The following is a 25644-nucleotide window of genomic DNA, read 5'->3' as shown; positions in this document are numbered from 1 at the left end:
AATGCTGATATCTGCAATGGATAAGCCCTTGCAACCGTGGCGCAACGGCGGGGGTTTTACGCGACAACTGCATGCCTGGCCTGATGATGAAAACTGGGGGTTACGCATCAGTATGGCCAATGTCAGCCAGGACGGTCCTTTTTCGGCGTGGCCTGGCGTGGTACGTGGCCTCGCCATTCTCGATGGGGAAGGGGTGAGGCTGACGTTTGCCGATTCGATAATCAACCTGCAACGTCACGATCCCGCCTTAATTTTTCCCGGAGAAGCCAGGCCAGATTGCCAGCTGATGGGCGGTGCAGTTCGCGATCTCAATGTCATGGCGCGGGAAGGCGATACGGGGATGTTGCGGGTGCAAAGTGCCGTTGACTGGCTTCCGCCATCACTTGCGCAAGCCGGCCTGTTCACGCTGTGTGAAGGGGAGTGGATAAGCGGCGAGAAAAGGGTGTTTGTCGCGGCAAATATGTTGTTATGGCTGGTTGCGACTGATGGCAAGCCCTGGCGTTTCGTACCACGGAAAAAAGTCTCCGTCGGTGAGCTGGCGGGCTGGTGGCTTTATTATCTACGAGGGGAAAAATCCTTATGAGTGCATTAACGCTCTGGCGAAATACCACGCTGGCGACGCTTTCCGCTAACGATTGGGGAGTGATTGAAAATGGTGCATTAATCAGCCGTGGCGACACTATTGTCTGGCTTGGCAAGGCCACGCAGATCCCTCGCGAACTGATGGCGGACATTACAGAGGAACACGACCTGCAGGGTAAGTTGCTGACCCCCGGTCTGGTGGATTGCCATACGCATCTGGTGTATGGCGGCCAGCGGGCGAATGAGTTTGAGATGCGGCTGCAAGGCGTGGCTTATGAAGATATCGCCAGAGCGGGCGGCGGGATCTTATCTACCGTCAATGCCACGCGGGCGGCCAGCGAAACACAACTGTTTGAACTGGCGGCGCAGCGACTACAAAACTGGTTGCGTGAAGGCGTCAGTACGCTGGAAATAAAATCTGGTTATGGCTTGACGCTGGAAGATGAAGCGCGCTGTTTGCGCGTTATCCGCCGCTTACAGGAATCTACAGGATTACGTATTCAGTCTACGTTTCTTGGGGCGCACAGCTTGCCGCCAGAGTTTGCCGGGCGCAGTGATGATTACATTACGGCGCTTTGCGACTGGATGGGCGTCTTACATGAACAGGGGTTGATTGATGCGGTTGACGCTTTTTGTGAAAACATTGCCTTTAGCCCAGACCAGGTACGGCGCGTTTTCAGTAAAGCGCAACACTATGGATTGCCTGTAAAACTGCATGCCGAACAGCTTTCTGACCAGCAAGGCGCGGCGCTGGCGGCGGCGTTTTCTGCACTCTCCTGCGATCATCTGGAATACCTTAGCGAGTCGGGGATCGCCGCCATGAAAATGGCTGGAACGGTGGCGGTACTGCTCCCCGGCGCTTATTACTTCCTGCGCGAAACCCATCTGCCGCCGATTGCTGCTTTGCGGGCAGCGGGCGTGCCGATTGCTATCTCCACGGACCATAACCCCGGAACGTCTCCCAATATGTCATTGCCATTGATGATCAATATGGCCTGTACGCTGTTTCGCATGACGCCGCTGGAAGCCGTTCAGGGCGTTACGCGTCATGCGGCAAAGGCACTTGGACTTATTGATCGGGGTGAACTTGCACCGGGATTACGGGCGGATATGGCGGTCTGGGATCTTAACCATCCACGTGAACTGGCTTACTGGTTTGGGCATCAGCCTTGCCAGGGGCTGATTGTCGGCGGAAAAAGGAGTTGGTAATGAAGCAAACATTTTTGCTGTGGAGTGGGCGTGTTGACTCGCAGGAAACCGGCATCAGCACTCGCTGGCATCAGCATGTGCAACCGTTTAGTGAACAAAGCCACGGCGGTTGTACGCTGATTGGTTTTGCCGTTGATGACGGGGTGCAACGTAATGGTGGGCGAGCGGGTACAGCAGGCGGACCGGGCGCGTTGCGCAGCATGTTGGGCAATATGCCGGTGCTCTGTGAAGGCGCTATTTTCGATATGGGCGATGTACAAAGCGAGGACCACGCGCTGGAATCCGCACAAAATCGTCTGGCGGCCAACGTATCTACAGCCATTGCGCGCGGCAGTTTACCGGTGGTTCTGGGTGGCGGTCATGAAGTGGCGTGGGGAACATTTCAGGGGATTATGCAGTCGCGTCCTGATATTCGGCGGTTACTGATTGTGAACCTTGACGCGCATTTTGATTTACGGATGGCGGAAAAAGCCAATTCAGGTACGCCGTTTCGTCAGATGCAAGAGTGGAACGCGCAGCATGGCAAACCGTTTAATTATCGCGTGCTGGGAATAAGTCGTTTTGCAAATACCCAGGCGTTATTTGATCGGGCTGATGAATTTGGCGTGCGTTATTGGCTGGATGAATCTCTGCAATTTGAACGTGGTTTGCAGCAGATCGTTAATGCGCTCTCGACAGATATTCAGGCGTGTGACGCCATTTATTTAACCATCTGTCTCGATGTCTTGCCTGGTTATCAGGCACCCGGCGTTTCTGCGCCATCACCGTTAGGCGTGCCGTTAAATATTACTGAAGCCATTGTGAATTTAATCGCCAATAGCGAGAAGTTGATTGCTGCGGATATTGCTGAACTTAACCCGGAACTGGACCGCGATAATTTGACGGCGAAAGTTGCCGCTCGCCTGGTGACCAGTATTGTCCGGCGGGGGAAAACAGATCAAACAAATTAAGACGTTGTCGCAGTAACCCGTTGTTAAACTCATCATGATAAGGAAACACAATGAAAGGTTTGATACGAAGAGTCACTGTCACCGTTGTGCTCTGGAGCGTTTGCTCCATCGCGATGGCGAAATCAACCATTACTCTGGATGGCGAACATCTTTCAATTGACCAGGCCTGGTCAATTGCGTTAGGTGATAACGACGTCAAAATCGCGGCGAAAGCTCTGGACAGAATGGAAAAAAGTTATGATCTGGTGATGACCGCCGCGCATTCTGGAACACCCGTTTATGGTTTAACCGTAGGCGTGGGGCTAAATAAAGACCAGCCGATATTTGATGCCAAAGGAAATTTAACGCCTGAGGTGATTGATGCGTCGAAAAAATTTAATGCTGCCGCGCTGCGCGCCCATTCTGCGGGCGTTGGTCCGATGTTACCGGATTATCTGGCACGCCTTTCAATGGTATTACGTTTAAATACCATGCTGCATGGGCAAACCGGCGCGCAGCCTTATATTGCCGAACTGTATGCTGAATTTATTAATCGCGGCGTTACACCGTTAATTCCGGCGCGGGGAAGCATCGGCGCAGCGGATATTATGCTCGCTTCGCACGTTGGTCTGGTGATGATGGGGGAATGGAAAGCCCGAGTCAATGGCGTGCAAATGAGCGGTGGTGACGCGCTGGCGAAAGTGGGACTTAAGCCACTGGTGCCGCAGGGTAAAGATATGCTGGCGATTTTGTCGAACAACAGCGTCGGGACAGCCTACGCTATCGAAGCAGTTCGTTCGGCACGTCAGTTGCTGAATGTCAGCCCGGTGGTTTTCGCTATGAGTCTGGAAGCGTTGAATGGTAACGTCGCACCGGTACTGCCGCAGTCAATTGCCGTGCGTCCTTTCCCGCAGTTGGCTGACTCTGCAAAAGAGATTCGCGATGCGTTAAACGGTTCATATTTATGGCATAAAGATGACAAACGTGCATTGCAAGATCCGTTATCGTTCAGAACTACGGTATATACCATTGCTGAATCAGTACGCGCTTTGCATGATGCTGAAGAGGTCATAACCGTACAAATCAATAGTTCCGATGACAACCCAGCAACGGTGCTGAATGCTGACAAGGCGTATCAGGACTCCAGTCAGGTCGCGCAATATTTTGTTAAAGATGGCGCAGTCAGCGGTGGGATCTTCCCGACGGCGAATTTCGAATCGTTACCTGTTGCGCTTGCCACTCAGCGTCTGACCGTGGCGTTGGTGCATGTTTCGCATAACAGTATGCGTCGCTCGCTGCACCTGGAAGATGAGCACTTTACCGGTTTAACGCGCTTCCTGTCGGCACCCGGTAATAAAGGTCACGGCTTCGGTTCGCTGCATATTCCGTTTGTCGCGCTGCATGCAGAAAACGTCGATCTCGCCAATCCTGTTTCTTTCGATATTCAACCGGTTGCCGGAGGTATAGAAGATACCGGCGCCAATAATGACCACGCAGCCAGAAGATTGAAACAGGTTGTCGATAATCTGAACGTGATTTATGGCATTGAACTGATGCATTCCGCACAGGCTCTCGATTTACGGTTGCAGGCCGCTCCACAACTGGCATTAGGGAAATCCACCAAAGCAATGTTTACCGAATACAGAAAAGTCGTGCCTTTTGTCGACCAGGATCGGGTCTTTACCCCAGATATTGCAGCTTCGCAAAAATTCTTAGAAGGATATGCTATAAATCAAAAATAAAATTTTTGTTGATTGTTTATCATAATATCCATAGATATGATGATTGCTATCAATTTAATAATCTTCACTTAACTTGAATCATAATAATCCGAAGGGCGTTTTGCTTTTCGGATTATTATTATCTGATTGAGACAATTGTCACGCCGGGCTTGCTGGGTTATAAATATCGATCATGATTTTTATAAAATATCTATTGCTGCTTTGGTTGCCATTACTTAGTAATAAGTAATGGTTTTTTGATAGTTTAAACTATTTTTAAGGGACGGCATTATGAGAGGAAAAATACCCAAAACGGAACTGTTGGTAACTTTTGAGGTGGTCGCACGCCATGAAAGTTATACCAGAGCGGCAGAGGAGTTAGCGTTAACCCAAAGCGCAGTATTCAGGCAAGTTAGCGCACTGGAAGATTTTTTACATATATCATTATTTGCGCATTCTAAAAAAAGAATATTTCTTAATGATGCCGGAAAGCATTATCTGGGCATTGTTAAAGAAACATTGAATAAGCTTGAACGTGACACAAATACTATCATGACCTGGCAGCCTACGGTTCAGGTTATTGAGCTTGCTGTCAATCCTACTTTCAGCACGCACTGGTTGATCCCCAATTTACGTGAGTTCAATAAATTGTATCCCGATATTATTGTCAATATTCACTCATTAGCTAATAACGGAGATTTCCTTAATCGGGAATACGATGCCGTCATTATGCGCGAAAATTTTTGTGCGCCCTGGTCGGAGGTAGAATATCTCTTTGAGGAAGAGATCCTGCCGGTATGCAGCGGCAGTTTACTTTCACTTCCTGACCAAAAACTGTCTGTTGCAGAGCTATTAAGTGAGCTACCACTGCTGCATCAAAGCACCCGTATTACTGGTTGGGAAGAGTGGTTTGCATTGTCTGGTGTGAGTAGTCCGTTGGTGAATAACGGGCCACGTTTTGATTTACTTTCAATGCTGATTGCCGCCGTGCGATCTAATCTCGGTGTGGCGCTCCTGCCTCGGTTTGCAATTCAACACGATTTAGATAGCGGTGACATGGTGATTCCGTGTGATGTGCCTATTCGTACCGGCAATCGCTTTATTATGACGTGGCGGGAAGAGAAGGTTGATTATCCGCACTTGCAACTCTTTCGTGAGTGGTTGCTGGCAAAATCGGTCGTACCGGAGGAGATGTAAAATCTGCGCCTGGTGAGATGCCAGGCGCAGTCATTACCAGTCGATACCAGGCTGTGCCTGAATACCGTTATCAAAAGCATGTTTGACGGGGCGGATTTCGCTTACCGTATCCGCCATTTTTACTATCTCACTATGGCAGCCGCGCCCGGTGACAATGACGTTTTGCTGCTCCGGGCGATTTTGTAGCGAAGCGATCACTTCTTCGGTATCCAGATAATGGTAAGCCAGCATGTAGGTCAGCTCATCGAGCACCACTAAATCGTAACGCTCATCAGCCAGCATTCGCTTGCATTCAGACCAGACCTCTTTCGCCGCGTCGATATCCGCTTGCCGATTCTGTGTCTCCCAGGTAAAACCTGTTCCCATAATATGAAATTCAACGCCCAGTGGATGGAGAAGGTTATATTCGCCGTTGTCCCACAGTCCCTTGATGAACTGCGCAACGCCAACCGTTTTGCCATGACCTACGGCGCGCGTCACGGTACCAAAAGCGGCGGTGGATTTTCCTTTTCCGTTACCAGTGAAAACAATCAATATTCCTTTTTTCTCCGTCGCCTCCGCGATGCGTGTGTCGACCTGTTGTTTCAGTTTCTGCTGGCGCTGAATATGCCGTTCAGTTGAAATCCGCGCTTCCATTCACTTTCCTTAATGCCCGGCGGGGCAATTGGCGCAACGGTGTTGCTGCTCAAACTGACTAAAGAAATTATTGCCTTTATCATCCACCAGAATGAACGCGGGCAAGTTTTCAACCTCCATCATCCACACTGCTTCCATGCCCAACTCCGGATATTCCAGGCAATGCAGGCTTTTGACATATTCTTGCGCCAGTAACGCCGCTGCACCGCCGATACTTCCCAGATTAAAGCCGCCATGTTTGTGACAGGCATCGGTAACCTGCTGGCTGCGGTTGCCTTTCGATAACATTACCAGACTGCCGCCAGCCGCCTGGAAGGCGTCGACATAACCGTCCATTCGACCGCCCGTGGTGGGCCCAAGAGAACCACAGGCCATATTTTCCGGTGTTTTCGCGGGGCCAGCGTAATAGACGATATGATGTTTCAGGTAATCCGGCATCGGTTCGCCGTTATCCAGTCGTTCTTTTATTTTGGCGTGGGCGATATCACGCGCCACTACGATGGGGCCGCTTAACGACACACGGGTGCCGATCGGTAATGTGGCGAGATCCTGCATTACCTCACGCAATGGACGAGTGAGATCAATCTGTACGTTATGCGTGTGATTGTCTTTCCGCATTGAGGCTGGAATATATTGTCCCGGATTATGTTCGAGTTTTTCCAGCCAGATGCCGTGCTTGTTAATTTTGGCTTTAATATTACGATCGGCGGAACAGGAGAGTGCCATAGCGATTGGGCAGGAGCCGCCGTGGCGCGGTAGACGAATAACACGAATATCATGAGCGAAATATTTGCCACCAAACTGAGCACCAATGCCAAATTGTTGGCTGGCGTCGAGCAAGGTTTTTTCCAGCTCAACATCGCGGAAGGCTTGTCCCTGCTCGTTTCCGCTGGTGGGCAGATTATCGTAGTATTTTGTCGACGCTAGTTTGGCGACTTTTAACGCCTGATCGGCAGAAAGTCCCCCGACGACAAAGGCGATGTGGTAGGGCGGACAGGCGGCAGTTCCCAGCGATTTCATTTTTTCGATTAAAAACGCAGTCAGTTTTTCTGGTTGCAGGAGAGATTTAGTTTCCTGGTAAAGCGCAGCTTTATTGGCGGAGCCACCCCCTTTATTGACACACAGAAAATGGTACTCGTCGCCGGGGACGGCGCTGATATCAATCTGTGCCGGAAGATTGGTTTGTGTATTGACTTCGGTATACATATCCAGTGGCGCATTTTGTGAAAAGCGCAGATTATTTTCCTGGAAAGTGATGTAAATACCTTTGCTTAAGGCTTCGGCGTCATTGCCCCCGGTCCAGATGTGTTGCCCTTTACTGGCGACAATGGTGGCGGTGCCGGTGTCCTGGCAGTTGGGTAATATCCCTTTTGCTGAGACTTCGGCATTGCGCAGTAGCTGCAAGGCCACATATCTGTCATTACTGCTGGCCTGCGGATCGTTCAGAATGCTGGCGACTTGTTGCAGGTGAACGGGACGTAAGAAAAAAGAGGCTTCATAAAATGCCTCCCGGGCAAGCAACGTTAATGCTTCCGGAGCGACTTTTATCACTTCTTCGCCGTCTATTTCCGTTACTGTAATATATTGATCGCTGATTAATTTATATTCCGTTGCGTCTTTATATTGTAAAAACGGTTCTTGCCAGATAAATGGTTTGGACATGATGTGTTCTCACATTGTGGTTATTTTTACCGAATGATAAGGCAGGTCTTTTTTCCAGCAGAGATTCGGTTATTTTTGTTTAATTACGAGTGATGGTTGTATGGTTTTTAGGGGAACGTAGGCCACCAGTTATTCCAGCTGTGAAAATGCTGGCGCGCTTCGTAATCTATTTATTGATATGTTTAGATAAATGTACCTGACATAAAAGAATCCATGCAGGTACATTTATAGGATTGATAATCTAAACAGTATTAAATATCAAAATGAATGCTTAATAAAGGTGCGTGCTGCTGCGCACCATAAACATCATTATCGCCTACATTCCCAGAGATAATATCTCGTGGCATGACGATTTTTACTGCATTAGAAGGATCAAACCAGACAATACGATGAATAAAGTCAGGTTCAACATGATATAAGCGCGCAATCAGCTCTGGAGTTAATTGCCTTGATGATTTAACTCGCTCATAGTTTTCTTTTGTTTTAAATAAAATATCTAAAACCAGTTCGTAGGGTCCGGCATTTTTTGAACGAATGACTTGCGCCAGTGAGACAATTGACTGTTTCATGCCTGAACTCCTTCTGGCGTCACCTGTTCAATATGGAAATCAAACTGCAGTGCGTCGTTGGCTTCAATCAGGTGATAGATAGAAAACTCGTATACGGGTCCGCTCTGGATATCAGAAGGGGAGAACGGGAACGCCAGGTTGCCCGCAGTGGCGATGCGATTTTCATAACCGTAGTGCAGCATAGTGGATCGCACCAGTGAACAAACACTGTTGGCGATTTCTTGCGTCGGCGCGACCACATCCAGGACGATCCCCAGTTCATGTCCGGCAGTTTCCATGGGCTCGTGGTCGCCCATGACACCATTTTTACCGTACAGGTGGAATGTCATTCGAATGCTGTCATCGGCCAGCGACAGGTTACGCGTTACGCTGGCTTTGACATCTTCAATGATTTTGTCGATCCCGGCGATCATTATTGGGTCGCGGGTGCCTGCGATGGTCAGGCAGCGGAAGCCCACCTGCCGCGCACCTTCCAGTTTCAGGGCATATGGCGTTTCTTCATGCTTAGAACCGCTGACATAAACTTCACCGTCGTTCACGGCTTTGAAGGTGCAGCCTTTCAGATTCAGAACACCACCTGGTCCCGGCAGGAAGTACGGGTCCGATTTCTCATACAGCGTATGCGCGGCTGCGGATGTTTCGGTGAATTTACGCTGCGGATTGAACGTCTTCAGCGTGAAGCCATTATCGTCGATGATGCCCATCGCACAGTCAGAGCCGGAGCCTGGTGTCGCGGCAATTGCTGCACATTCGAGAATTTTCCCACAGTGCAGCGCCAGCCCTTCGTCAAAGCCTTGCATGATGGGTAGCGCGGCAAAGCAGGCCGGATCATAAGCCCGGCCGCCCAGCACCACCTGTGCGCCTTCTTTCAGCGCCCGCTGGAAGGGCTCGATGCCCATTTGCGCGACGATATAGGTACTTTCGTCAATCGCGTCGTGCGTTAACGGCGGGACAAAATCCAGCGCCATGATTTTGCCGTTATCCAGTGCCTGGTGAACGATGGCTTTGTCAACGTCCGCCGGGATCAGCGCCATCGAAAACGAAAGTTTTTCCTCTTGCGCAATCTCGTGAATAATTTGACGACACCACTCCAAATGCGGGGCTGCGCCAGAACCACCTGCCGTCCCGATCACCACTGGAATATTATTTTGCACGCCAGCGGTGATCATATAGCGCAGGTCGCGTTTAACTCCCGCGCGGTCGGTAAAAGGCTTACCCGCCCCCAGATAGTGCGGGCCAGGATCGGAAGAACCGGCATCAACGGCGATCAGATCGGGAGATTCCGCCATTGCTTTGCGGAAGCTCTCTTCAGGGAAGCCGTAACCGAGGATCGCAGTAGGTGATAAGACTTTAAAAGAACGAGCCATCTGTTAATCCTTAGCCAGCATCAGCGCGATAGTACGAGTCATTTCGTTGAACACGATGTCGAGGCCTTCGTCAAACCCCATCCCCGGTTTTACCAGCATCCGCATGGGACGCGCGGCAAGAGCTACGTGGACACAAGTTCGGGCGCTGACATCGGTTTCGTTACAGGTGCCACCCTGATAGGCTTCCATTCCGTGGCTGTTGCAGTACAGAACCGCATCGACGATGTTGTGAATACTGCCCAGATCAGGCGTTTTGATTTGCACCATGTGGCAACTGGCTGCATCAGTGAAATCAACGATATCCTGGTAGGTGTTACACCATTCGTCGGCGACAATTTTCACGCCGGAACCGAGGCGCGTCAGCTCTTTGGTGATGGCAGTCAACAGGCGAATTTGGTCAGGTTTGTTACCGGCATCGACCGGGCCTTCAATGTACAGCGGCAGACCTTGTGTTTCTTCTTCCAGGCTGGCGATGTATTGCGCGCAGCGAACGGGATCCATGTCGAAGATCAGACCGATGGTGCCGTATACATCGATGTGCAGCGTAGGGTGGTAGCGAGCGCTGGTACGTTTGCTCAGAATGCGATCTGACAGCCAGCGGATATATTCGCGCAGTTTTTCGCCCTTAAAGCCCAGCTTCTCTTCGACGTTATTAATCAGCGCATGGGGCAGTACGTCGATCCCTTTAAGGATCATCTTATCGACGGCGATATACCGATCGTCGCCGCTCTGACCAAATAAAGGAATGGATTTCGCCACGCGCGGTAACTGCCATTCATCGCAAACTACTTCAGTTTTCAGACGGCCCGTTGCCAGCGCGGTAGCGTCAAGCAGCGCCTGCGATAATCCATAGCGCACGGCGGTATGCAGCAAGTTGCCGTCAATACGCAGCTTGTCGAAAAAACGGGCGTTCGGCACAAACGCATCCACATCGCGGCCTTCCAGTAACGGTTTGATATGGTCATTAAGGAACGGAATAAAATGCTCGGCGAGGAACAGCGGATCGCGACCGCCTGCCCCGGAGTACTGTACCGCAGCACAGTCACCAACCGCGACCGCGCCATTTTCCAGAATCAACTGAACTGAAACGCACTCCCCAGCCTGACGTACTGCGCTAAAGCCAGGCGTAACCGGCTCCCCGGTATAAAAAAATCCGTCGTGGCCCGCTCCGTTTTTTATCGCCTGCTGGTCATCGAAATAGAATGAGGAGTAGCCAGCGGTGAACAGGGCCTGTTTTATTTTCATTATGGTCTTCCTATTAATTTACTGTGGGATACAGCATTGATGTCATCAACAACCATCTGGAATGTCGGTTGGCGTCCTTCAAAGCGTGCGCGTTCAGCAACGTAATCGTGGTGAAGGTCGAGAATGTCTTTTGGCAACGGAACGGCGCCGGCTTCAAGCACGCGTATCGCGCCGGTGTTGTCGCGAACCGGAAGAATTTTGCCCGCGTTGCAGGCGGCTGGCGCAAACGGCACATCCAGTACGCCCGCTTCAAATGCTAGCACCGTACCGCGCGCGATATCCCCATTCCCCAGTTCGAACACTTTATTCAGCACGGCGCGAACTTCACTCTTAATCAGCTCAACTTCCAGTTCCACCGCAGGACACGGTGGGAATTTCTGATCGCTAACCATATTGAGCATTTGGCGGGAGGCTTTCAGTCCCTGCACGTTGGCGGCAGCGGTAGGGATGCCCCAAGCTTCATGCGGACTCTTGGTGATGACTTTGGTCGCGCCCGACATTCCAGCAACCGCCGCGCCCCAGGAGATAATCGCGAACGCTTTTGACTCGTCTTCCGGAAAACCGCCCATCCACTGGTGGAACACCGTACTTAATTCGTACTCTGCATAGCCATGATTCTGGAAGTATTCGTGAGCGAGTTCCCGCAGAGACTGGATCGCCGCAATATCTTGCGTCAGGCTTCCGACCTGACCATAACCGACGGTGATAGATTTCACGCCCTGTTCCAGTGCCAGCAAGCCTTCGATTATCGCAATAGAGTGCGAGATAAACGGTGGAATCAAGGTACCTGTAAGCGGGCCAAACGGTTCGCGGTTGATGCGAATTCCGTGCTCTTCATACAGCCCCATTAAACGGTCGCAGTACTGCCAGTCGCGGATCGATTTTTCCAGCGTTACGCGTTTGGCATACGGAATATTGTAGGAAATGCCGCCGCCTTCATAGCTGGTGAAGCCGCTGGCCATTGAGATTTCAGCCAGCAGCCGCGCATCTGGTGTGCCATGGCGGATCTGTAGCGGTTTTTGCAAGGTTTCGGTCAGACGACGGCATGCTGCGACGCCGTGGTTAACCACCGGTAAACCGTTCAGTTTAGAGGTTCCGGCTTCGATAGATTTTTTAATCCCTACCGCGGCTTCTTCGTAACGATTCAGACGGGTATAGGCATCGATGGTGCTCGGTAGCAAATCGCACTCATCTTGCAGTGTTTTCAGTAGTTCGATGTGCTCGTCCATCAACGCCACGCCTGCGCGCGGTTGGCTAAGCGTTTTACCTTCCAGGTCTGCTTTCAGTAGGGCAAGGGAGAAGCGTTTGTGATCAGGAATAGTTTGTTGATATTTAACGCCATCTTCGAAGTTTTCAACATCCTTGCCAGTTTCCCAGGTTTTCAGTACCTGTTGCCGCTCGGTCATGAATTCGTCATGGGTTAATTTCTTATTTCGAAGTTCCATTGATTGCTACCTTAATTGTTATAGGGTTAAGCATTGAATACTGGTACGCGCGGCGGCCTGCGGATCGACTCTGGCGACGTTTGCCAGCAGTGGAAATAGCCCCCGTGAATCGCGGTAATATTCAAATTCGGTCGGTAAGAGAATGCGTTTGCCGTCGTCGTTTAACTCGCGGTATTTCAACCAACGATGAATATCAAACTGGCTGGCGCGCGACAGCCATCCACCGGAACCAACGACTTTGCGCACGGTGGTCAGGTCGCGTCCCATCTGTAAATCGACATTGCCGACGCAGGTGCAGACCTCTTTTTTGGTGCCGGCATGACGTTCAGTGGCGTAACCTACGCACAGTCCGGCCAGCACAGTATCGAAATATTTTTCTTCTGCGTTAGTGGGTAAATGGTCGGGATGTGCAACCAAATGACGGAGATAATGATAAAAAGCGTCCTGCTGCGTGGGGTGCTGAGAAAAGATCACATTAACTAAGTCTTTTGCGCTTTCACCAACCACCATTGCTGAGACGCGCATTCCCAGATCGCCTTCAACGGTCCGTTTTACGAAGGGTTCCGGTACGCCGTGTAAAACGGTGTCGGGTGAGAGATTATTGGCACAGGCAGAATACATATCGGTGGTTGCGCCGCCCATGTCGATCAGCATGAACTCTTTCCAACGGCTATCGACATTACTGATTGCCTTAACCAGTTCAAAAACTGTCCACGGCGTTGGCATTGGCTCTTCGCCCGTTTCATCAACAATGACATCCAGTCCTTTTCCTTTAACAATGCGTTTGAGGAAAATGTCGCAGATGGCCTGTCGCGCGGCGAAAGGGGAGGGATTTTCAAGGTCAGGCAGGACGTTATCGACGATGGTCAGATCTTTATGCCCGAGGATGTCCTGTATATTGTCCTGAATGTCCCTGTTTCCGGCATATATAATGGCGCAATCGAGTTTTGATTCCGCCAGCACACGGGCGTTATTTAGCCCGTAACTCTCTTCTCCGCCGTCGGTGCCGCCAGTGAATAAGAGGATATCGGGTGGTGACTCTTCCAGTGCCTGAATATCACGGCGGTTCAGCTTGTAGGAGTAATGCTGCGCTATTTTAGCGCCAGCAGAGTGAGCGGTTACTTTCGCGGATTCCAGGGTAATAGAAGGCACTAATCCCATTGCGGCAACCGCCAGTCCACCTTTGGCTGAAGAGGAGTACTTCAATGCGACTTCGCCGTTTTTTAACAGGGGGAGGGCGTTATTGATGTTTAACACCTGATTCAGGCTTGAGAAAAAACCATCGGCCAGATGATGCGTGGTGGTTGGGGTCAGAACGTGGTTAACCAGCGTTAACGCGTCCCCCTCCCGGGTAAAGAGGGCAGCTTTGGTCCACGTCGATCCAATATCGACAGAGACGATTTGCATCAGATGGCCTCTTCGAAAATACGTGTTTCAACACCATGACGCTGGTTGATATCGTTGGACATCAGCTGGCAGACATCTTCTAAGTCATGGCTGGGGGCGAAGACGCGGTCAAAACCCATCTCTTTGAATTTGATTTGCACGTTAGCGAAGTCATGTTTACCCACCACCAGGTTACCGCCTACATAGAGCAGAATGTCGCCCAGCCCACGTTCGATGCAGCGTTCACGCATACCCAGACAGTCGATATCACCATGCCCATAGATAGAGGAAACTACTATCGCGTCAGCGCCAGTTTCAATGGCAGCATCAATATATTCATCCTGGCTGACCATTACGCCCAGGTTTATGACTCTGAAGTCATGAGAAGTAAAAACGCGATCCAGAACTTTATTGCCAACTGCATGGCAGTCGGCACCAATAACGCCAAGCACTAGTGTTGCTTTCTTCATGGGTAATCCTTTGTAAGACAGAGAGTAAAATAAGTTACACACGTCGTATTTATGGCCGTTTCTGTGGCACATGATTAATAACACTGGAGTGTCTGTGTCCTGTCGTCTGGTTGCAATTGATCTATTTTCAAAATATCTTTCGAAAAATGCTTGTTTATGTGATTGCTTTAAATATGACGGTTATTTCAATGGGTTACGTATATGGTTGTTATTGATTTTAATTTTTCAAATTATATTGATTTAATGTATTGATATATTTGTGATCAACATCTGATTTGCATTTTTTAAGAGGGGACTGGTTATAAAAGTAGTTCATAAAGTTTGGTGCGCATTATTAATGCAATTTACTGCCGTCTTAACATGGAATTGTAACGGTAATGTTTAAAGTAACAAATGGTTAATAACTCATTTGGGGTTGTGCTATTCATTGGACCTAATTAATCACTTCTACTCAAATGATTATTCTTGAGCAGTGGAACGTATTACTTCGAGTGGGCTGGTGTTCAATAACGTCCAGATATAATACCGTTTCATTGTCTCGTCTTGCTGCTGGGTTAATAAAAATAATTTACATATACCAACACAGGATAAACTTAGTTATTGAATCTCATGTTGTTTGATGTTGGGGCACTGAGCCGTTCATTGAATATAAAAAGGGGAAAAATACTTATATCAGATGTAATTTAGCTTAAAAGCTCTCTTTCCCTTCTTCCTGAATTCTACAAATCCATCCTTCAATGTGATTATTAGCAAAGCAACAATAACATTCCGGGGTAAAGGTTGGTGCTCATAAAGACAACAATCAATTAACTTTGATAAAAATATGTTATGTAAAATGACAACAAATTGGCTAATCTAACCAATTAGTCTTATAAAAAGTGGGTAAGGCGGTTCTGTTAAATAAAATACTGGTTTTTTATCTATGCATTTCCATAGTGGTAATTTTACTGCGCTATTTTGTTACAATAAATTAACAATAAAATTACCAATGATCTATAGATTATACATGGTTAACATATCTGGTTGATTTTGATATAAATCAATTTTTAATTCTTGAAAAAAATCTGCAAAACGCGATAAATTGTCGTAGATCAAATTGGTGGGGTGGTGACAATTTCACTATAAATTGATCACTGTCGAAAAATGCAAATTTGCTCAATAAAAACCTGTTTATTGTAAGGATTTTGCGGCGTAATATAATTACGGGATCAATTTGGTTTATTCATTAACATATTTGTAACTTTTTTATCATTGTCTTTCCTCTTTTGATGAAATGGCAACGATAGGGGCGAGCAAATAATTTTGTATTGGGGCATGCGTGTGACCCTTTCTAACGGGGTTCACTCTCGGAGTCTTCATGCGATGAGCAAGGAGTCATGATGTTAGATATAGTCGAACTGTCGCGCTTACAGTTTGCCTTGACCGCGATGTACCACTTCCTTTTTGTGCCGCTGACGCTCGGTATGGCGTTCCTGCTGGCCATTATGGAAACGGTCTACGTCCTTTCCGGCAAACAGATTTATAAAGATATGACCAAGTTCTGGGGCAAGTTGTTTGGTATCAACTTTGCTCTGGGTGTGGCAACCGGTCTGACCATGGAGTTCCAGTTCGGGACTAACTGGTCCTACTATTCCCACTATGTAGGGGATATCTTCGGTGCGCCGCTGGCAATCGAAGGTCTGATGGCCTTCTTCCTCGAATCCACCTTTGTAGGTCTGTTCTTCTTCGGTTGGGATCGTCTGGGTAAAGTTCAGCATATGTGTGTCACCTGGCTGGTGGCGCTCGGTTCAAACCTGTCCGCACTGTGGATTCTGGTTGCGAACGGCTGGATGCAAAACCCAATCGCGTCCGATTTCAATTTCGAAACCATGCGTATGGAGATGGTGAGCTTCTCCGAACTGGTGCTTAACCCGGTTGCTCAGGTGAAATTCGTTCACACTGTAGCCTCTGGTTATGTGACTGGTGCGATGTTCATCCTCGGTATCAGCGCATGGTATATGCTGAAAGGCCGTGACTTCGCCTTCGCTAAACGCTCCTTTGCTATCGCTGCAAGCTTCGGTATGGCTGCCGTTCTGTCTGTTATTGTTCTGGGTGATGAATCCGGTTACGAAATGGGCGACGTGCAGAAAACCAAACTGGCTGCAATTGAAGCCGAGTGGGAAACGCAACCTGCGCCTGCTGCCTTTACTCTGTTCGGTATTCCTGATCAGGATGAGCAGACGAACAAATTTGCGATCCAGATCCCTTACGCGCTGGGTATCATTGCAACGCGTTCCGTGGATACGCCAGTGATCGGCCTGAAAGAGCTGATGGTTCAGCATGAAGAACGCATCCGTAACGGGATGAAAGCGTACTCTCTGCTCGAACAACTGCGTTCTGGTTCTACCGACCAGGCGGTTCGTGACCAGTTCAATAGCATGAAGAAAGACCTCGGTTACGGTCTGCTGCTGAAACGCTATACGCCGAACGTGGCTGATGCGACTGAAGCTCAGATTCAACAGGCAACCAAAGACTCCATTCCGCGTGTAGCGCCGCTGTACTTCGCGTTCCGTATCATGGTGGCGTGTGGCTTCCTGCTGCTGGCAATCATTGCGCTCTCCTTCTGGAGTGTCATCCGCAACCGCATTGGCGAGAAAAAATGGCTGCTGCGCGCCGCGCTGTACGGTATTCCGCTGCCGTGGATTGCTGTAGAAGCGGGCTGGTTCGTGGCTGAATATGGCCGCCAACCGTGGGCTATCGGTGAAGTGCTGCCGACAGCTGTGGCGAACTCGTCACTGACCGCAGGCGATCTCATCTTCTCGATGGTGCTGATTTGCGGCCTGTATACCCTGTTCCTGGTGGCAGAATTGTTCTTAATGTTCAAGTTTGCACGCCTCGGCCCAAGCAGCCTGAAAACCGGTCGCTATCACTTTGAGCAGTCCTCCACGACTACTCAGCCGGCACGCTAAGACAGGAGTCGTCAAATGATCGATTATGAAGTATTGCGTTTTATCTGGTGGCTGCTGGTTGGCATTCTGCTGATTGGTTTTGCAGTCACTGACGGTTTCGACATGGGGGTGGGCATGCTCACCCGTTTCCTCGGTCGTAACGACACCGAGCGTCGAATTATGATTAACTCCATCGCACCACACTGGGACGGTAACCAGGTTTGGCTTATCACCGCAGGCGGCGCACTGTTTGCTGCCTGGCCGATGGTCTATGCCGCTGCGTTCTCCGGCTTCTATGTGGCGATGATCCTTGTGCTGGCGTCTCTGTTCTTCCGTCCGGTCGGTTTTGATTACCGCTCCAAGATTGAAGAAACCCGCTGGCGTAACATGTGGGACTGGGGCATCTTCATTGGTAGCTTCGTTCCGCCGCTGGTGATTGGTGTGGCGTTCGGTAACCTGTTGCAGGGCGTACCGTTTAACGTTGATGAATATCTGCGTCTGTACTACACCGGTAACTTCTTCCAGCTGCTTAACCCATTCGGCCTGCTGGCAGGTGTGGTAAGCGTAGGGATGATCATTACCCAGGGCGCAACCTATCTGCAGATGCGTACCGTGGGCGAACTGCACCTGCGTACCCGTGCAACGGCACAGGTGGCGGCACTGGTGACGCTGGTCTGCTTCGCACTGGCGGGTGTATGGGTGATGTACGGTATCGATGGTTATGTCGTGAAATCGACAATGGACCATTACGCTGCCTCTAACCCGCTGAATAAAGAAGTGGTTCGTGAAGCTGGCGCATGGTTGGTGAACTTCAACAACACGCCGATTCTGTGGGCTATTCCGGCGCTGGGTGTGGTTCTGCCGCTGCTGACCATCCTGACTGCACGTATGGATAAAGCCGCGTGGGCGTTTGTGTTCTCCTCCCTGACGCTGGCCTGCATCATCCTGACTGCCGGTATTGCAATGTTCCCGTTTGTAATGCCGTCCAGCACCATGATGAATGCAAGTCTGACAATGTGGGATGCAACTTCCAGCCAGCTGACGCTTAACGTCATGACCTGGGTTGCGGTGGTTCTGGTTCCGATCATTCTGCTCTACACCGCCTGGTGTTACTGGAAAATGTTCGGACGTATCACCAAAGAAGATATTGAACGTAACACCCACTCTCTGTACTAAGTAAGGAGCTAAAAATGTGGTATTTCGCATGGATTCTGGGAACGCTTCTTGCCTGTTCGTTTGGGGTAATCACCGCGCTGGCGCTTGAGCACGTCGAATCAGGTAAAGCCGGTCAAGAAGACAGCTGATGAGTAAGGTTATCGCAACTTTGTATGCGGTAATGGACAAGCGCCCCCTGCGGGCGCTTTCCTTCGTGATGGCGCTTCTGTTAGCAGGATGTATGTTTTGGGACCCATCACGTTTTGCCGCGAAGACCAGTGAACTGGAAATCTGGCATGGTTTATTGCTGATGTGGGCCGTCTGTGCTGGCGTAATTCACGGCGTGGGTTTTCGTCCGCAGAAGGTTCTCTGGCAAGGGATTTTTTGCCCACTGCTTGCCGATATCGTTCTCATTGTCGGGCTGATTTTCTTCTTCTTTTAAATCAGAATTCTCTTTAAAAATTTATGGACCTTCAACAGTCCATAAATTTTTACGCTCCCTTAACTTGCCCTCATTCCCAAACCTCAATCGCGCGCGTATAGTAGCAGCGTTTAAAAGTTCTAATTTTTGTTGCATTACTGGGATGTAAAGTGAATACAACGCTGTTTCGATGGCCGGTTCGCGTCTACTATGAAGATACCGATGCCGGTGGTGTGGTGTACCACGCCAGTTACATCGCTTTTTATGAAAGAGCACGCACAGAGATGCTGCGTCATCATCACTTCAGTCAACAGGCTCTGATGGCTGAACGCGTTGCCTTCGTGGTGCGTAAGATGACGGTGGAATATTACGCGCCTGCGCGGCTCGACGATATGCTCGAAATACAGACTGAAATAACATCAATGCGTGGCACCTCTTTGGTTTTCACGCAACGTATTGTCAACGCTGAGAATACTCTGCTGAATGAAGCCGAGGTTCTGATTGTTTGCGTTGACCCACTCAAAATGAAGCCTCGTGCGCTTCCCAAGTCTATTGTCGCGGAGTTTAAGCAGTGACTGACATGAATATCCTTGATTTGTTCCTGAAGGCGAGCCTTCTGGTTAAACTTATCATGTTGATTTTGATTGGTTTTTCAATCGCATCCTGGGCCATTATTATCCAGCGGACCCGTATTCTTAACGCCGCGGCTCGCGAAGCCGAAGCGTTTGAGGATAAATTCTGGTCTGGAATCGAACTTTCTCGCCTCTATCAGGAGAGCCAGGGAAAACGAGATAATCTCTCGGGGTCGGAACAAATCTTTTACAGTGGGTTCAAAGAATTTGTGCGCCTGCATCGTGCTAACAGCCATGCACCGGAAGCCGTAGTGGAAGGCGCGTCGCGCGCGATGCGTATTTCCATGAACCGTGAGCTGGAAAATCTGGAAACGCACATTCCGTTTCTCGGTACGGTAGGTTCCATCAGCCCGTATATCGGTCTGTTCGGTACAGTCTGGGGGATCATGCACGCCTTTATCGCGCTCGGCGCGGTGAAACAGGCGACGCTGCAAATGGTTGCACCGGGTATCGCAGAAGCGTTGATCGCCACGGCTATCGGTCTGTTTGCCGCAATCCCTGCGGTTATGGCTTACAACCGTCTGAACCAGCGCGTCAACAAACTGGAGCTGAACTACGACAACTTTATGGAAGAGTTCACCGCCATTCTGCACCGCCAGGCGTTTACCGTTAGCGAGAGCAACAAGGGGTAAGCCATGGCCAGAGCGCGTGGACGAGGTCGTCGCGATCTCAAGTCCGAAATCAACATTGTACCGTTGCTGGACGTACTGCTGGTGCTGTTGCTGATCTTTATGGCGACAGCGCCCATCATCACCCAGAGCGTGGAGGTCGATCTGCCAGACGCTACTGAATCACAGGCGGTGAGCAGTAACGATAATCCGCCTGTGATTGTTGAAGTGTCTGGTATTGGTCAGTACACCGTGGTGGTTGAGAAAGATCGTCTGGAGCGTTTACCACCAGAGCAGGTGGTGGCGGAAGTTTCCAGCCGTTTCAAGGCCAACCCGAAAACGGTCTTTCTGATCGGTGGCGCAAAAGATGTGCCTTACGATGAAATAATTAAAGCGCTGAACTTGTTACACAGTGCGGGTGTGAAATCGGTTGGTTTAATGACGCAGCCTATTTAAGCATCTGCGTTTCCCTTGCTTTAAGAGAGCGGGTAACAGGCGAACAGTTTTTGGGAACCGAGAGTGTCAAAGGCAACCGAACAAAACGACAAGCTCAAACGGGCGATAATTATTTCAGCAGTGCTGCATGTCATCTTATTTGCAGCGCTGATCTGGAGTTCGTTCGATGAGAATATAGAAGCTTCAGCCGGAGGCGGCGGTGGTTCGTCCATCGATGCTGTAATGGTTGATTCAGGTGCGGTAGTTGAGCAGTACAAACGTATGCAAAGCCAGGAATCAAGCGCGAAGCGTTCTGAAGAGCAGCGCAAGATGAAGGAACAGCAGGCTGCTGAAGAACTGCGTGAGAAACAAGCGGCTGAACAGGAACGCCTGAAGCAGCTTGAGAAAGAACGGTTAGCTGCTCAGGAACAGAAGAAACAGGCTGAAGAAGCCGCTAAACAGGCCGAGTTAAAGCAGAAGCAAGCGGAAGAGGCAGCAGCGAAAGCGGCGGCAGATGCTAAAGCGAAGGCTGAAGCGGAAGCCAAAGCTGCCGAAGAAGCAGCGAAGAAAGCGGCTGCGGACGCGAAGAAAAAAGCAGAAGCAGAAGCCGCCAAAGCCGCAGCCGAAGCGCAGAAAAAAGCCGAGGCCGAAGCCGCCAAAGCTGCAGCGGCGCTGAAGAAGAAAGCGGAAGCGGCAGAAGCTGCTGCAGCTGAAGCAAGAAAGAAAGCGGCAACTGAAGCTGCTGAAAAAGCGAAGGCCGAAGCTGAGCAGAAAGCGGCTGCTGAAAAGGCGGCTGCAGATAAGAAAGCCGCCGCTGAAAAAGCTGCAGCCGACAAAAAAGCAGCAGAAAAAGCGGCTGCTGAAAAGGCAGCAGCTGATAAGAAAGCAGCGGCAGAAAAAGCCGCCGCAGACAAAAAAGCCGCAGCGGCAAAAGCAGCAGCAGAAAAAGCAGCAGCTGAAAAAGCGGCTGCAGCAAAAGCTGCCGCGGAGGCAGATGATATTTTCGGTGAGCTAAGCTCTGGTAAGAATGCACCGAAAACGGGGGGAGGGGCGAAAGGGAACAATGCTTCGCCTGCCGGGAGTGGTAATACTAAAAACAATGGCGCATCAGGCGCAGATATCAATAACTATGCCGGGCAGATTAAATCTGCTATCGAAAGTAAGTTCTATGATGCATCGTCCTATGCAGGTAAAACCTGTACGCTGCGCATAAAACTGGCACCGGATGGCATGTTACTGGATATCAAACCTGAAGGTGGCGATCCCGCTCTTTGTCAGGCTGCGTTGGCAGCAGCTAAACTTGCGAAGATCCCGAAACCACCAAGCCAGGCAGTATATGAAGTGTTCAAGAACGCACCATTGGACTTCAAACCGTAATCGCGATGTTGGTCGTCACGGCGGTCAACATCAGACATCGGTTGTCGCAGGGTTCTGGTAGTTTTGTGTATTTGAGTTTGTTAACATTCTGCTAAATTATCGTGGGCTATCTGTCCAGATAAGGGAGATATGATGAAGCAGGCATTACGAGTAGCATTTGGTTTTCTCATACTGTGGGCGTCAGTTCTGCATGCTGAAGTCCGCATTGTGATCGACAGTGGTGTAGATTCCGGTCGTCCTATTGGTGTCGTTCCATTCCAGTGGGCGGGTCCAGGTGCGGCACCTGAAGATATTGGCGGCATCGTTGCTGCTGACTTGCGTAACAGCGGTAAATTTAATCCGTTAGATCGCGCTCGTCTGCCTCAACAGCCAGGTAGCGCGCAGGAAGTTCAACCTGCTGCATGGTCTGCGCTGGGCATTGACGCTGTCGTTGTAGGTCAGGTCACTCCGAATCCGGACGGTTCTTACAATGTTGCTTATCAGCTGGTTGATACAGGCGGTGCACCGGGTACTGTGCTTGCTCAGAACTCATACAAAGTAAACAAACAATGGCTGCGTTACGCTGGCCATACCGCCAGTGATGAAGTGTTTGAAAAACTGACCGGCATTAAAGGTGCGTTCCGTACCCGTATTGCCTATGTTGTTCAGACCAATGGTGGCCAGTTCCCGTATGAGTTGCGCGTGTCTGACTATGATGGCTACAACCAGTTTGTGGTTCACCGTTCTCCGCAGCCGCTGATGTCTCCGGCGTGGTCACCGGACGGTTCTAAACTGGCATATGTTACCTTCGAAAGCGGTCGTTCTGCGCTGGTAATCCAGACGCTGGCTAACGGTGCAGTGCGTCAGGTTGCTTCCTTCCCGCGTCACAACGGTGCGCCTGCATTCTCGCCGGACGGCAGCAAACTGGCTTTTGCTCTGTCGAAAACTGGTAGCCTGAATCTGTACGTAATGGATTTAGCCTCTGGTCAAATCCGTCAGGTGACAGATGGTCGCAGCAACAACACCGAACCGACCTGGTTCCCGGACAGTCAAAACCTGGCCTTCACCTCTGACCAGGCCGGTCGTCCGCAGGTTTATAAAGTGAATATCAACGGCGGTGCGCCGCAACGTATTACCTGGGAAGGTTCGCAGAACCAGGATGCGGATGTCAGCAGCGACGGTAAATTTATGGTAATGGTTAGCTCCAATGGTGGGCAGCAGCACATTGCCAAACAAGATCTGGTAACGGGAGGCGTACAAGTTCTGTCCTCAACGTTCCTGGATGAAACGCCAAGTCTGGCACCTAACGGCACTATGGTAATCTACAGCTCTTCTCAGGGGATGGGATCCGTGCTGAATTTGGTTTCTACAGATGGGCGTTTCAAAGCGCGTCTTCCGGCAACTGATGGACAGGTCAAATTTCCTGCCTGGTCGCCGTATCTGTGATAATAATTAATTGAATAGTAAAGGAATCATTGAAATGCAACTGAACAAAGTGCTGAAAGGGCTGATGATTGCTCTGCCTGTTATGGCAATTGCGGCATGTTCTTCCAACAAGAACGCCAGCAATGACGGCAGCGAAGGCATGCTGGGTGCCGGCACTGGCATGGATGCGAACGGCGGAAATGGCAACATGTCTTCCGAAGAGCAGGCTCGTCTGCAAATGCAACAGCTGCAGCAGAACAACATCGTTTACTTCGATCTGGACAAATACGATATCCGTTCTGACTTCGCTCAAATGCTGGATGCGCACGCAAACTTCCTGCGTAGCAACCCGTCTTACAAAGTCACCGTAGAAGGTCACGCGGACGAACGTGGTACTCCGGAATACAACATCTCCTTGGGTGAACGTCGTGCGAACGCCGTTAAGATGTACCTGCAGGGTAAAGGCGTTTCTGCAGACCAGATCTCCATCGTTTCTTACGGTAAAGAAAAACCTGCAGTACTGGGTCATGACGAAGCGGCATACTCCAAAAACCGTCGTGCGGTACTGGTTTACTAAGAGAATTGCATGAGCAGTAACTTCAGACATCAACTATTGAGTCTGTCGTTACTGGTTGGTATAGCGGCCCCCTGGGCCGCTTTTGCTCAGGCACCAATCAGTAGTGTCGGCTCAGGCTCGGTCGAAGACCGCGTCACTCAACTTGAGCGTATTTCTAATGCTCACAGCCAGCTTTTGACCCAACTCCAGCAGCAACTCTCTGATAATCAGTCCGATATTGATTCCCTGCGTGGTCAAATTCAGGAAAATCAGTATCAATTGAATCAGGTCGTGGAGCGGCAGAAGCAGATCTTGTTGCAGATCGATAGCCTTAGCAGCGGTGGTGCAGCGGCACAATCAGCCGGCGGCGATCAAAGCGGGGCGGCGGCAACGACGCCAACAGCTGATGCAGGTACTGCGAATGCTGGTGCGCCGGTGAAAAGCGGCGATGCAAACACTGATTACAATGCAGCTATTGCGCTGGTACAGGATAAATCCCGCCAGGATGACGCGATGGTGGCATTTCAGAATTTCATCAAAAATTATCCTGATTCAACTTACCTGCCCAACGCCAATTATTGGCTGGGTCAGTTAAACTACAACAAGGGTAAGAAAGATGATGCGGCGTACTATTTTGCTTCGGTAGTGAAAAACTATCCGAAGTCACCGAAGGCTGCAGATGCGATGTTTAAAGTTGGCGTCATCATGCAGGACAAAGGTGACACCGCGAAAGCAAAAGCCGTGTACCAGCAGGTTATCAGTAAATACCCTGGTACTGATGGTGCTAAACAGGCGCAAAAACGTCTGAACGCCATGTAATGCATAACACGCGACCAGAAGTCGCATTATTTCTGGTCGTATCGTGCGATTCATAAGCAGTTGAGTGATCTACATCGAAATTTTTGTTGCGCTCAAGTCTGAAATCAGTAATATATGCCGCCGTTGCCACGGGATATCAAACAAACCGAAAGCAACGAAAAAGTGGGTCGTTAGCTCAGTTGGTAGAGCAGTTGACTTTTAATCAATTGGTCGCAGGTTCGAATTCTGCACGACCCACCAATCGCTAAGGTGGAAGCGGTAGTAAAACGTGAAGGATAACGTTGCGTCAGCAACGGCCCGAAGGGCGAGACGAAGTCGAGTCATCCTGCACGACCCACCACTTTAAGTAGTATCCAGCGCAGTATCGGGTGATTAGCTCAGCTGGGAGAGCACCTCCCTTACAAGGAGGGGGTCGGCGGTTCGATCCCGTCATCACCCACCACCGGGTCGTTAGCTCAGTTGGTAGAGCAGTTGACTTTTAATCAATTGGTCGCAGGTTCGAATCCTGCACGACCCACCACTAATTACGGTGGGTTCGGTGGAAGTAGTTTGTAGTATCCAGCGCAGTATCGGGTGATTAGCTCAGCTGGGAGAGCACCTCCCTTACAAGGAGGGGGTCGGCGGTTCGATCCCGTCATCACCCACCACTCGGGTCGTTAGCTCAGTTGGTAGAGCAGTTGACTTTTAATCAATTGGTCGCAGGTTCGAATCCTGCACGACCCACCAATTTTAACATCAAACTCAGATGTTAAGCGTGAAGGATAACGTTGCGCCAGCAACGGCCCGTAGGGCGAGCGAAGCGAGTCATCCTGCACGACCCACCAATCTTAAAGATTGGATTCGAGTAAAAATCTTTCAGGTAACACCCATATGGGTCGTTAGCTCAGTTGGT

24 protein-coding genes and 5 tRNA genes are annotated in these 25644 nt (G+C 50.1%); 21 read left to right on the top strand and 8 right to left on the bottom strand.

Translation table 11 applies throughout. From position 1 onward, the window contains the following. Window position 1: 1 nt before the first annotated feature. The 5 genes from FEK46_RS20195 to FEK46_RS20175 all read left to right on the top strand — a co-directional run bounded on the left by FEK46_RS20195 (window position 2) and on the right by FEK46_RS20175 (window position 5638). Window positions 2-583: a HutD family protein gene (locus FEK46_RS20195; protein WP_240731137.1), complete on the top strand. Its 582-nt coding sequence runs from the start codon at window positions 2-4 to the stop codon at window positions 581-583. Next, window positions 580-1791: an imidazolonepropionase gene (gene hutI, locus FEK46_RS20190; RefSeq protein WP_131161670.1), complete on the top strand. Its 1212-nt coding sequence runs from the start codon at window positions 580-582 to the stop codon at window positions 1789-1791. Before FEK46_RS20195 ends, hutI begins: the two co-directional genes overlap by 4 nt. After that, window positions 1791-2741, top strand: coding sequence for a formimidoylglutamase (hutG, locus tag FEK46_RS20185; RefSeq protein ID WP_135559922.1), 951 nt, complete (start codon window positions 1791-1793; stop codon window positions 2739-2741). Before hutI ends, hutG begins: the two co-directional genes overlap by 1 nt. Window positions 2742-2791: 50 nt before the next feature. After that, entirely contained in the window at window positions 2792-4462 is a 1671-nt protein-coding gene (locus tag FEK46_RS20180; protein ID WP_135559921.1) for an aromatic amino acid ammonia-lyase, read from the top strand. A 270-nt stretch (window positions 4463-4732) separates the two neighbouring features. After that, window positions 4733-5638, top strand: a complete 906-nt coding sequence (locus tag FEK46_RS20175; protein WP_131161673.1) for a LysR family transcriptional regulator — start codon at window positions 4733-4735, stop codon at window positions 5636-5638. Window positions 5639-5671: 33 nt separating this feature from the next. On the opposite strand, the gene cobO is transcribed toward FEK46_RS20175, so the two are convergent. The 8 genes from cobO to glmS all read right to left on the bottom strand — a co-directional run bounded on the left by cobO (window position 5672) and on the right by glmS (window position 14418). Next, complete coding sequence (gene cobO / locus FEK46_RS20170) at window positions 5672-6274, bottom strand: cob(I)yrinic acid a,c-diamide adenosyltransferase (protein WP_135559920.1); 603 nt, start codon at window positions 6272-6274, stop codon at window positions 5672-5674. Between the two features lie 9 nt (window positions 6275-6283). Continuing rightward, entirely contained in the window at window positions 6284-7936 is a 1653-nt protein-coding gene (locus FEK46_RS20165) for a class I fumarate hydratase (RefSeq protein WP_135559919.1), read from the bottom strand. Between the two features lie 251 nt (window positions 7937-8187). Further along, window positions 8188-8505, bottom strand: coding sequence for a DUF4387 domain-containing protein (locus tag FEK46_RS20160; protein ID WP_135559918.1), 318 nt, complete (start codon window positions 8503-8505; stop codon window positions 8188-8190). Beyond that, a complete protein-coding gene (locus tag FEK46_RS20155) occupies window positions 8502-9872 on the bottom strand; it encodes an acyclic terpene utilization AtuA family protein (RefSeq protein ID WP_135559917.1) in 1371 nt (456 codons plus the stop codon). The genes FEK46_RS20160 and FEK46_RS20155 overlap by 4 nt, the downstream gene beginning before the upstream one ends. 3 nt (window positions 9873-9875) lie before the next feature. Next, the gene (locus tag FEK46_RS20150; protein ID WP_135559916.1) at window positions 9876-11117 is read right to left on the bottom strand and encodes a methylaspartate ammonia-lyase; all 1242 of its coding nucleotides are present in this window, start codon (window positions 11115-11117) and stop codon (window positions 9876-9878) included. Beyond that, window positions 11117-12562, bottom strand: a complete 1446-nt coding sequence (locus FEK46_RS20145) for a methylaspartate mutase subunit E (protein WP_130209900.1) — start codon at window positions 12560-12562, stop codon at window positions 11117-11119. The genes FEK46_RS20150 and FEK46_RS20145 overlap by 1 nt, the downstream gene beginning before the upstream one ends. 18 nt (window positions 12563-12580) lie before the next feature. Further along, window positions 12581-13969, bottom strand: a complete 1389-nt coding sequence (gene glmL, locus FEK46_RS20140) for a methylaspartate mutase accessory protein GlmL (RefSeq protein WP_135559915.1) — start codon at window positions 13967-13969, stop codon at window positions 12581-12583. Beyond that, window positions 13969-14418: a methylaspartate mutase subunit S gene (gene glmS, locus FEK46_RS20135; RefSeq protein WP_130209904.1), complete on the bottom strand. Its 450-nt coding sequence runs from the start codon at window positions 14416-14418 to the stop codon at window positions 13969-13971. Before glmS ends, glmL begins: the two co-directional genes overlap by 1 nt. Before the next feature lie 1379 nt (window positions 14419-15797). Here glmS and cydA point away from each other — a divergent pair. The 16 genes from cydA (at window position 15798) to FEK46_RS20055 (ending at window position 25478) form a co-directional block, all read left to right on the top strand. Beyond that, the gene (gene cydA, locus FEK46_RS20130) at window positions 15798-17366 is read left to right on the top strand and encodes a cytochrome ubiquinol oxidase subunit I (RefSeq protein WP_010331061.1); all 1569 of its coding nucleotides are present in this window, start codon (window positions 15798-15800) and stop codon (window positions 17364-17366) included. A gap of 15 nt (window positions 17367-17381) precedes the next feature. Beyond that, on the top strand, window positions 17382-18521 hold the full coding sequence (cydB, locus tag FEK46_RS20125) for a cytochrome d ubiquinol oxidase subunit II (protein ID WP_000568264.1): 1140 nt from the start codon (window positions 17382-17384) through the stop codon (window positions 18519-18521). Window positions 18522-18535: 14 nt separating this feature from the next. Further along, a complete protein-coding gene (gene cydX, locus FEK46_RS20120; RefSeq protein WP_000270283.1) occupies window positions 18536-18649 on the top strand; it encodes a cytochrome bd-I oxidase subunit CydX in 114 nt (37 codons plus the stop codon). After that, on the top strand, window positions 18649-18942 hold the full coding sequence (ybgE, locus tag FEK46_RS20115; RefSeq protein WP_063096546.1) for a cyd operon protein YbgE: 294 nt from the start codon (window positions 18649-18651) through the stop codon (window positions 18940-18942). The genes cydX and ybgE overlap by 1 nt, the downstream gene beginning before the upstream one ends. A 149-nt stretch (window positions 18943-19091) precedes the next feature. Beyond that, window positions 19092-19496, top strand: a complete 405-nt coding sequence (gene ybgC, locus FEK46_RS20110) for a tol-pal system-associated acyl-CoA thioesterase (protein WP_001098372.1) — start codon at window positions 19092-19094, stop codon at window positions 19494-19496. Then, on the top strand, window positions 19493-20185 hold the full coding sequence (tolQ, locus tag FEK46_RS20105; protein ID WP_000131310.1) for a Tol-Pal system protein TolQ: 693 nt from the start codon (window positions 19493-19495) through the stop codon (window positions 20183-20185). The genes ybgC and tolQ overlap by 4 nt, the downstream gene beginning before the upstream one ends. Before the next feature lie 3 nt (window positions 20186-20188). After that, window positions 20189-20617, top strand: coding sequence for a colicin uptake protein TolR (gene tolR / locus FEK46_RS20100; protein ID WP_000090097.1), 429 nt, complete (start codon window positions 20189-20191; stop codon window positions 20615-20617). 63 nt (window positions 20618-20680) lie between these two features. Then, the gene (gene tolA / locus FEK46_RS20095) at window positions 20681-21973 is read left to right on the top strand and encodes a cell envelope integrity protein TolA (RefSeq protein ID WP_131161679.1); all 1293 of its coding nucleotides are present in this window, start codon (window positions 20681-20683) and stop codon (window positions 21971-21973) included. A gap of 132 nt (window positions 21974-22105) precedes the next feature. Then, the gene (gene tolB, locus FEK46_RS20090) at window positions 22106-23398 is read left to right on the top strand and encodes a Tol-Pal system beta propeller repeat protein TolB (protein ID WP_010352214.1); all 1293 of its coding nucleotides are present in this window, start codon (window positions 22106-22108) and stop codon (window positions 23396-23398) included. A gap of 34 nt (window positions 23399-23432) precedes the next feature. Beyond that, a complete protein-coding gene (pal, locus tag FEK46_RS20085; RefSeq protein ID WP_001295306.1) occupies window positions 23433-23954 on the top strand; it encodes a peptidoglycan-associated lipoprotein Pal in 522 nt (173 codons plus the stop codon). A 9-nt stretch (window positions 23955-23963) separates the two neighbouring features. After that, the gene (gene cpoB / locus FEK46_RS20080) at window positions 23964-24752 is read left to right on the top strand and encodes a cell division protein CpoB (protein ID WP_130209908.1); all 789 of its coding nucleotides are present in this window, start codon (window positions 23964-23966) and stop codon (window positions 24750-24752) included. A gap of 164 nt (window positions 24753-24916) precedes the next feature. Next, window positions 24917-24992: transfer RNA gene (locus FEK46_RS20075), tRNA-Lys, on the top strand. A gap of 126 nt (window positions 24993-25118) precedes the next feature. Then, a tRNA-Val gene (locus FEK46_RS20070) sits at window positions 25119-25194 on the top strand. A gap of 2 nt (window positions 25195-25196) precedes the next feature. Beyond that, window positions 25197-25272: transfer RNA gene (locus FEK46_RS20065), tRNA-Lys, on the top strand. A gap of 51 nt (window positions 25273-25323) precedes the next feature. After that, window positions 25324-25399: transfer RNA gene (locus tag FEK46_RS20060), tRNA-Val, on the top strand. A gap of 3 nt (window positions 25400-25402) precedes the next feature. Continuing rightward, window positions 25403-25478 (top strand) — tRNA-Lys (locus FEK46_RS20055). Window positions 25479-25644: the final 166 nt, after the last annotated feature.

This window comes from Escherichia sp. E4736 (genome assembly GCF_005781225.1).
Lineage (GTDB): Bacteria > Pseudomonadota > Gammaproteobacteria > Enterobacterales > Enterobacteriaceae > Escherichia.
This window is presented reverse-complemented; position numbering and strand designations above follow the sequence as displayed.

Coding starts and splice junctions, on each gene's coding strand:
- FEK46_RS20195 (WP_240731137.1), top strand. CDS start 2: ATGCTGATATCTGCAATGGATAAGCCCTTGCAACCGTGGCGCAACGGC.
- hutI (WP_131161670.1), top strand. CDS start 580: ATGAGTGCATTAACGCTCTGGCGAAATACCACGCTGGCGACGCTTTCC.
- hutG (WP_135559922.1), top strand. CDS start 1,791: ATGAAGCAAACATTTTTGCTGTGGAGTGGGCGTGTTGACTCGCAGGAA.
- FEK46_RS20180 (WP_135559921.1), top strand. CDS start 2,792: ATGAAAGGTTTGATACGAAGAGTCACTGTCACCGTTGTGCTCTGGAGC.
- FEK46_RS20175 (WP_131161673.1), top strand. CDS start 4,733: ATGAGAGGAAAAATACCCAAAACGGAACTGTTGGTAACTTTTGAGGTG.
- cobO (WP_135559920.1), bottom strand. CDS start 6,274: ATGGAAGCGCGGATTTCAACTGAACGGCATATTCAGCGCCAGCAGAAA.
- FEK46_RS20165 (WP_135559919.1), bottom strand. CDS start 7,936: ATGTCCAAACCATTTATCTGGCAAGAACCGTTTTTACAATATAAAGAC.
- FEK46_RS20160 (WP_135559918.1), bottom strand. CDS start 8,505: ATGAAACAGTCAATTGTCTCACTGGCGCAAGTCATTCGTTCAAAAAAT.
- FEK46_RS20155 (WP_135559917.1), bottom strand. CDS start 9,872: ATGGCTCGTTCTTTTAAAGTCTTATCACCTACTGCGATCCTCGGTTAC.
- FEK46_RS20150 (WP_135559916.1), bottom strand. CDS start 11,117: ATGAAAATAAAACAGGCCCTGTTCACCGCTGGCTACTCCTCATTCTAT.
- FEK46_RS20145 (WP_130209900.1), bottom strand. CDS start 12,562: ATGGAACTTCGAAATAAGAAATTAACCCATGACGAATTCATGACCGAG.
- glmL (WP_135559915.1), bottom strand. CDS start 13,969: ATGCAAATCGTCTCTGTCGATATTGGATCGACGTGGACCAAAGCTGCC.
- glmS (WP_130209904.1), bottom strand. CDS start 14,418: ATGAAGAAAGCAACACTAGTGCTTGGCGTTATTGGTGCCGACTGCCAT.
- cydA (WP_010331061.1), top strand. CDS start 15,798: ATGTTAGATATAGTCGAACTGTCGCGCTTACAGTTTGCCTTGACCGCG.
- cydB (WP_000568264.1), top strand. CDS start 17,382: ATGATCGATTATGAAGTATTGCGTTTTATCTGGTGGCTGCTGGTTGGC.
- cydX (WP_000270283.1), top strand. CDS start 18,536: ATGTGGTATTTCGCATGGATTCTGGGAACGCTTCTTGCCTGTTCGTTT.
- ybgE (WP_063096546.1), top strand. CDS start 18,649: ATGAGTAAGGTTATCGCAACTTTGTATGCGGTAATGGACAAGCGCCCC.
- tolR (WP_000090097.1), top strand. CDS start 20,189: ATGGCCAGAGCGCGTGGACGAGGTCGTCGCGATCTCAAGTCCGAAATC.
- tolB (WP_010352214.1), top strand. CDS start 22,106: ATGAAGCAGGCATTACGAGTAGCATTTGGTTTTCTCATACTGTGGGCG.
- pal (WP_001295306.1), top strand. CDS start 23,433: ATGCAACTGAACAAAGTGCTGAAAGGGCTGATGATTGCTCTGCCTGTT.
- cpoB (WP_130209908.1), top strand. CDS start 23,964: ATGAGCAGTAACTTCAGACATCAACTATTGAGTCTGTCGTTACTGGTT.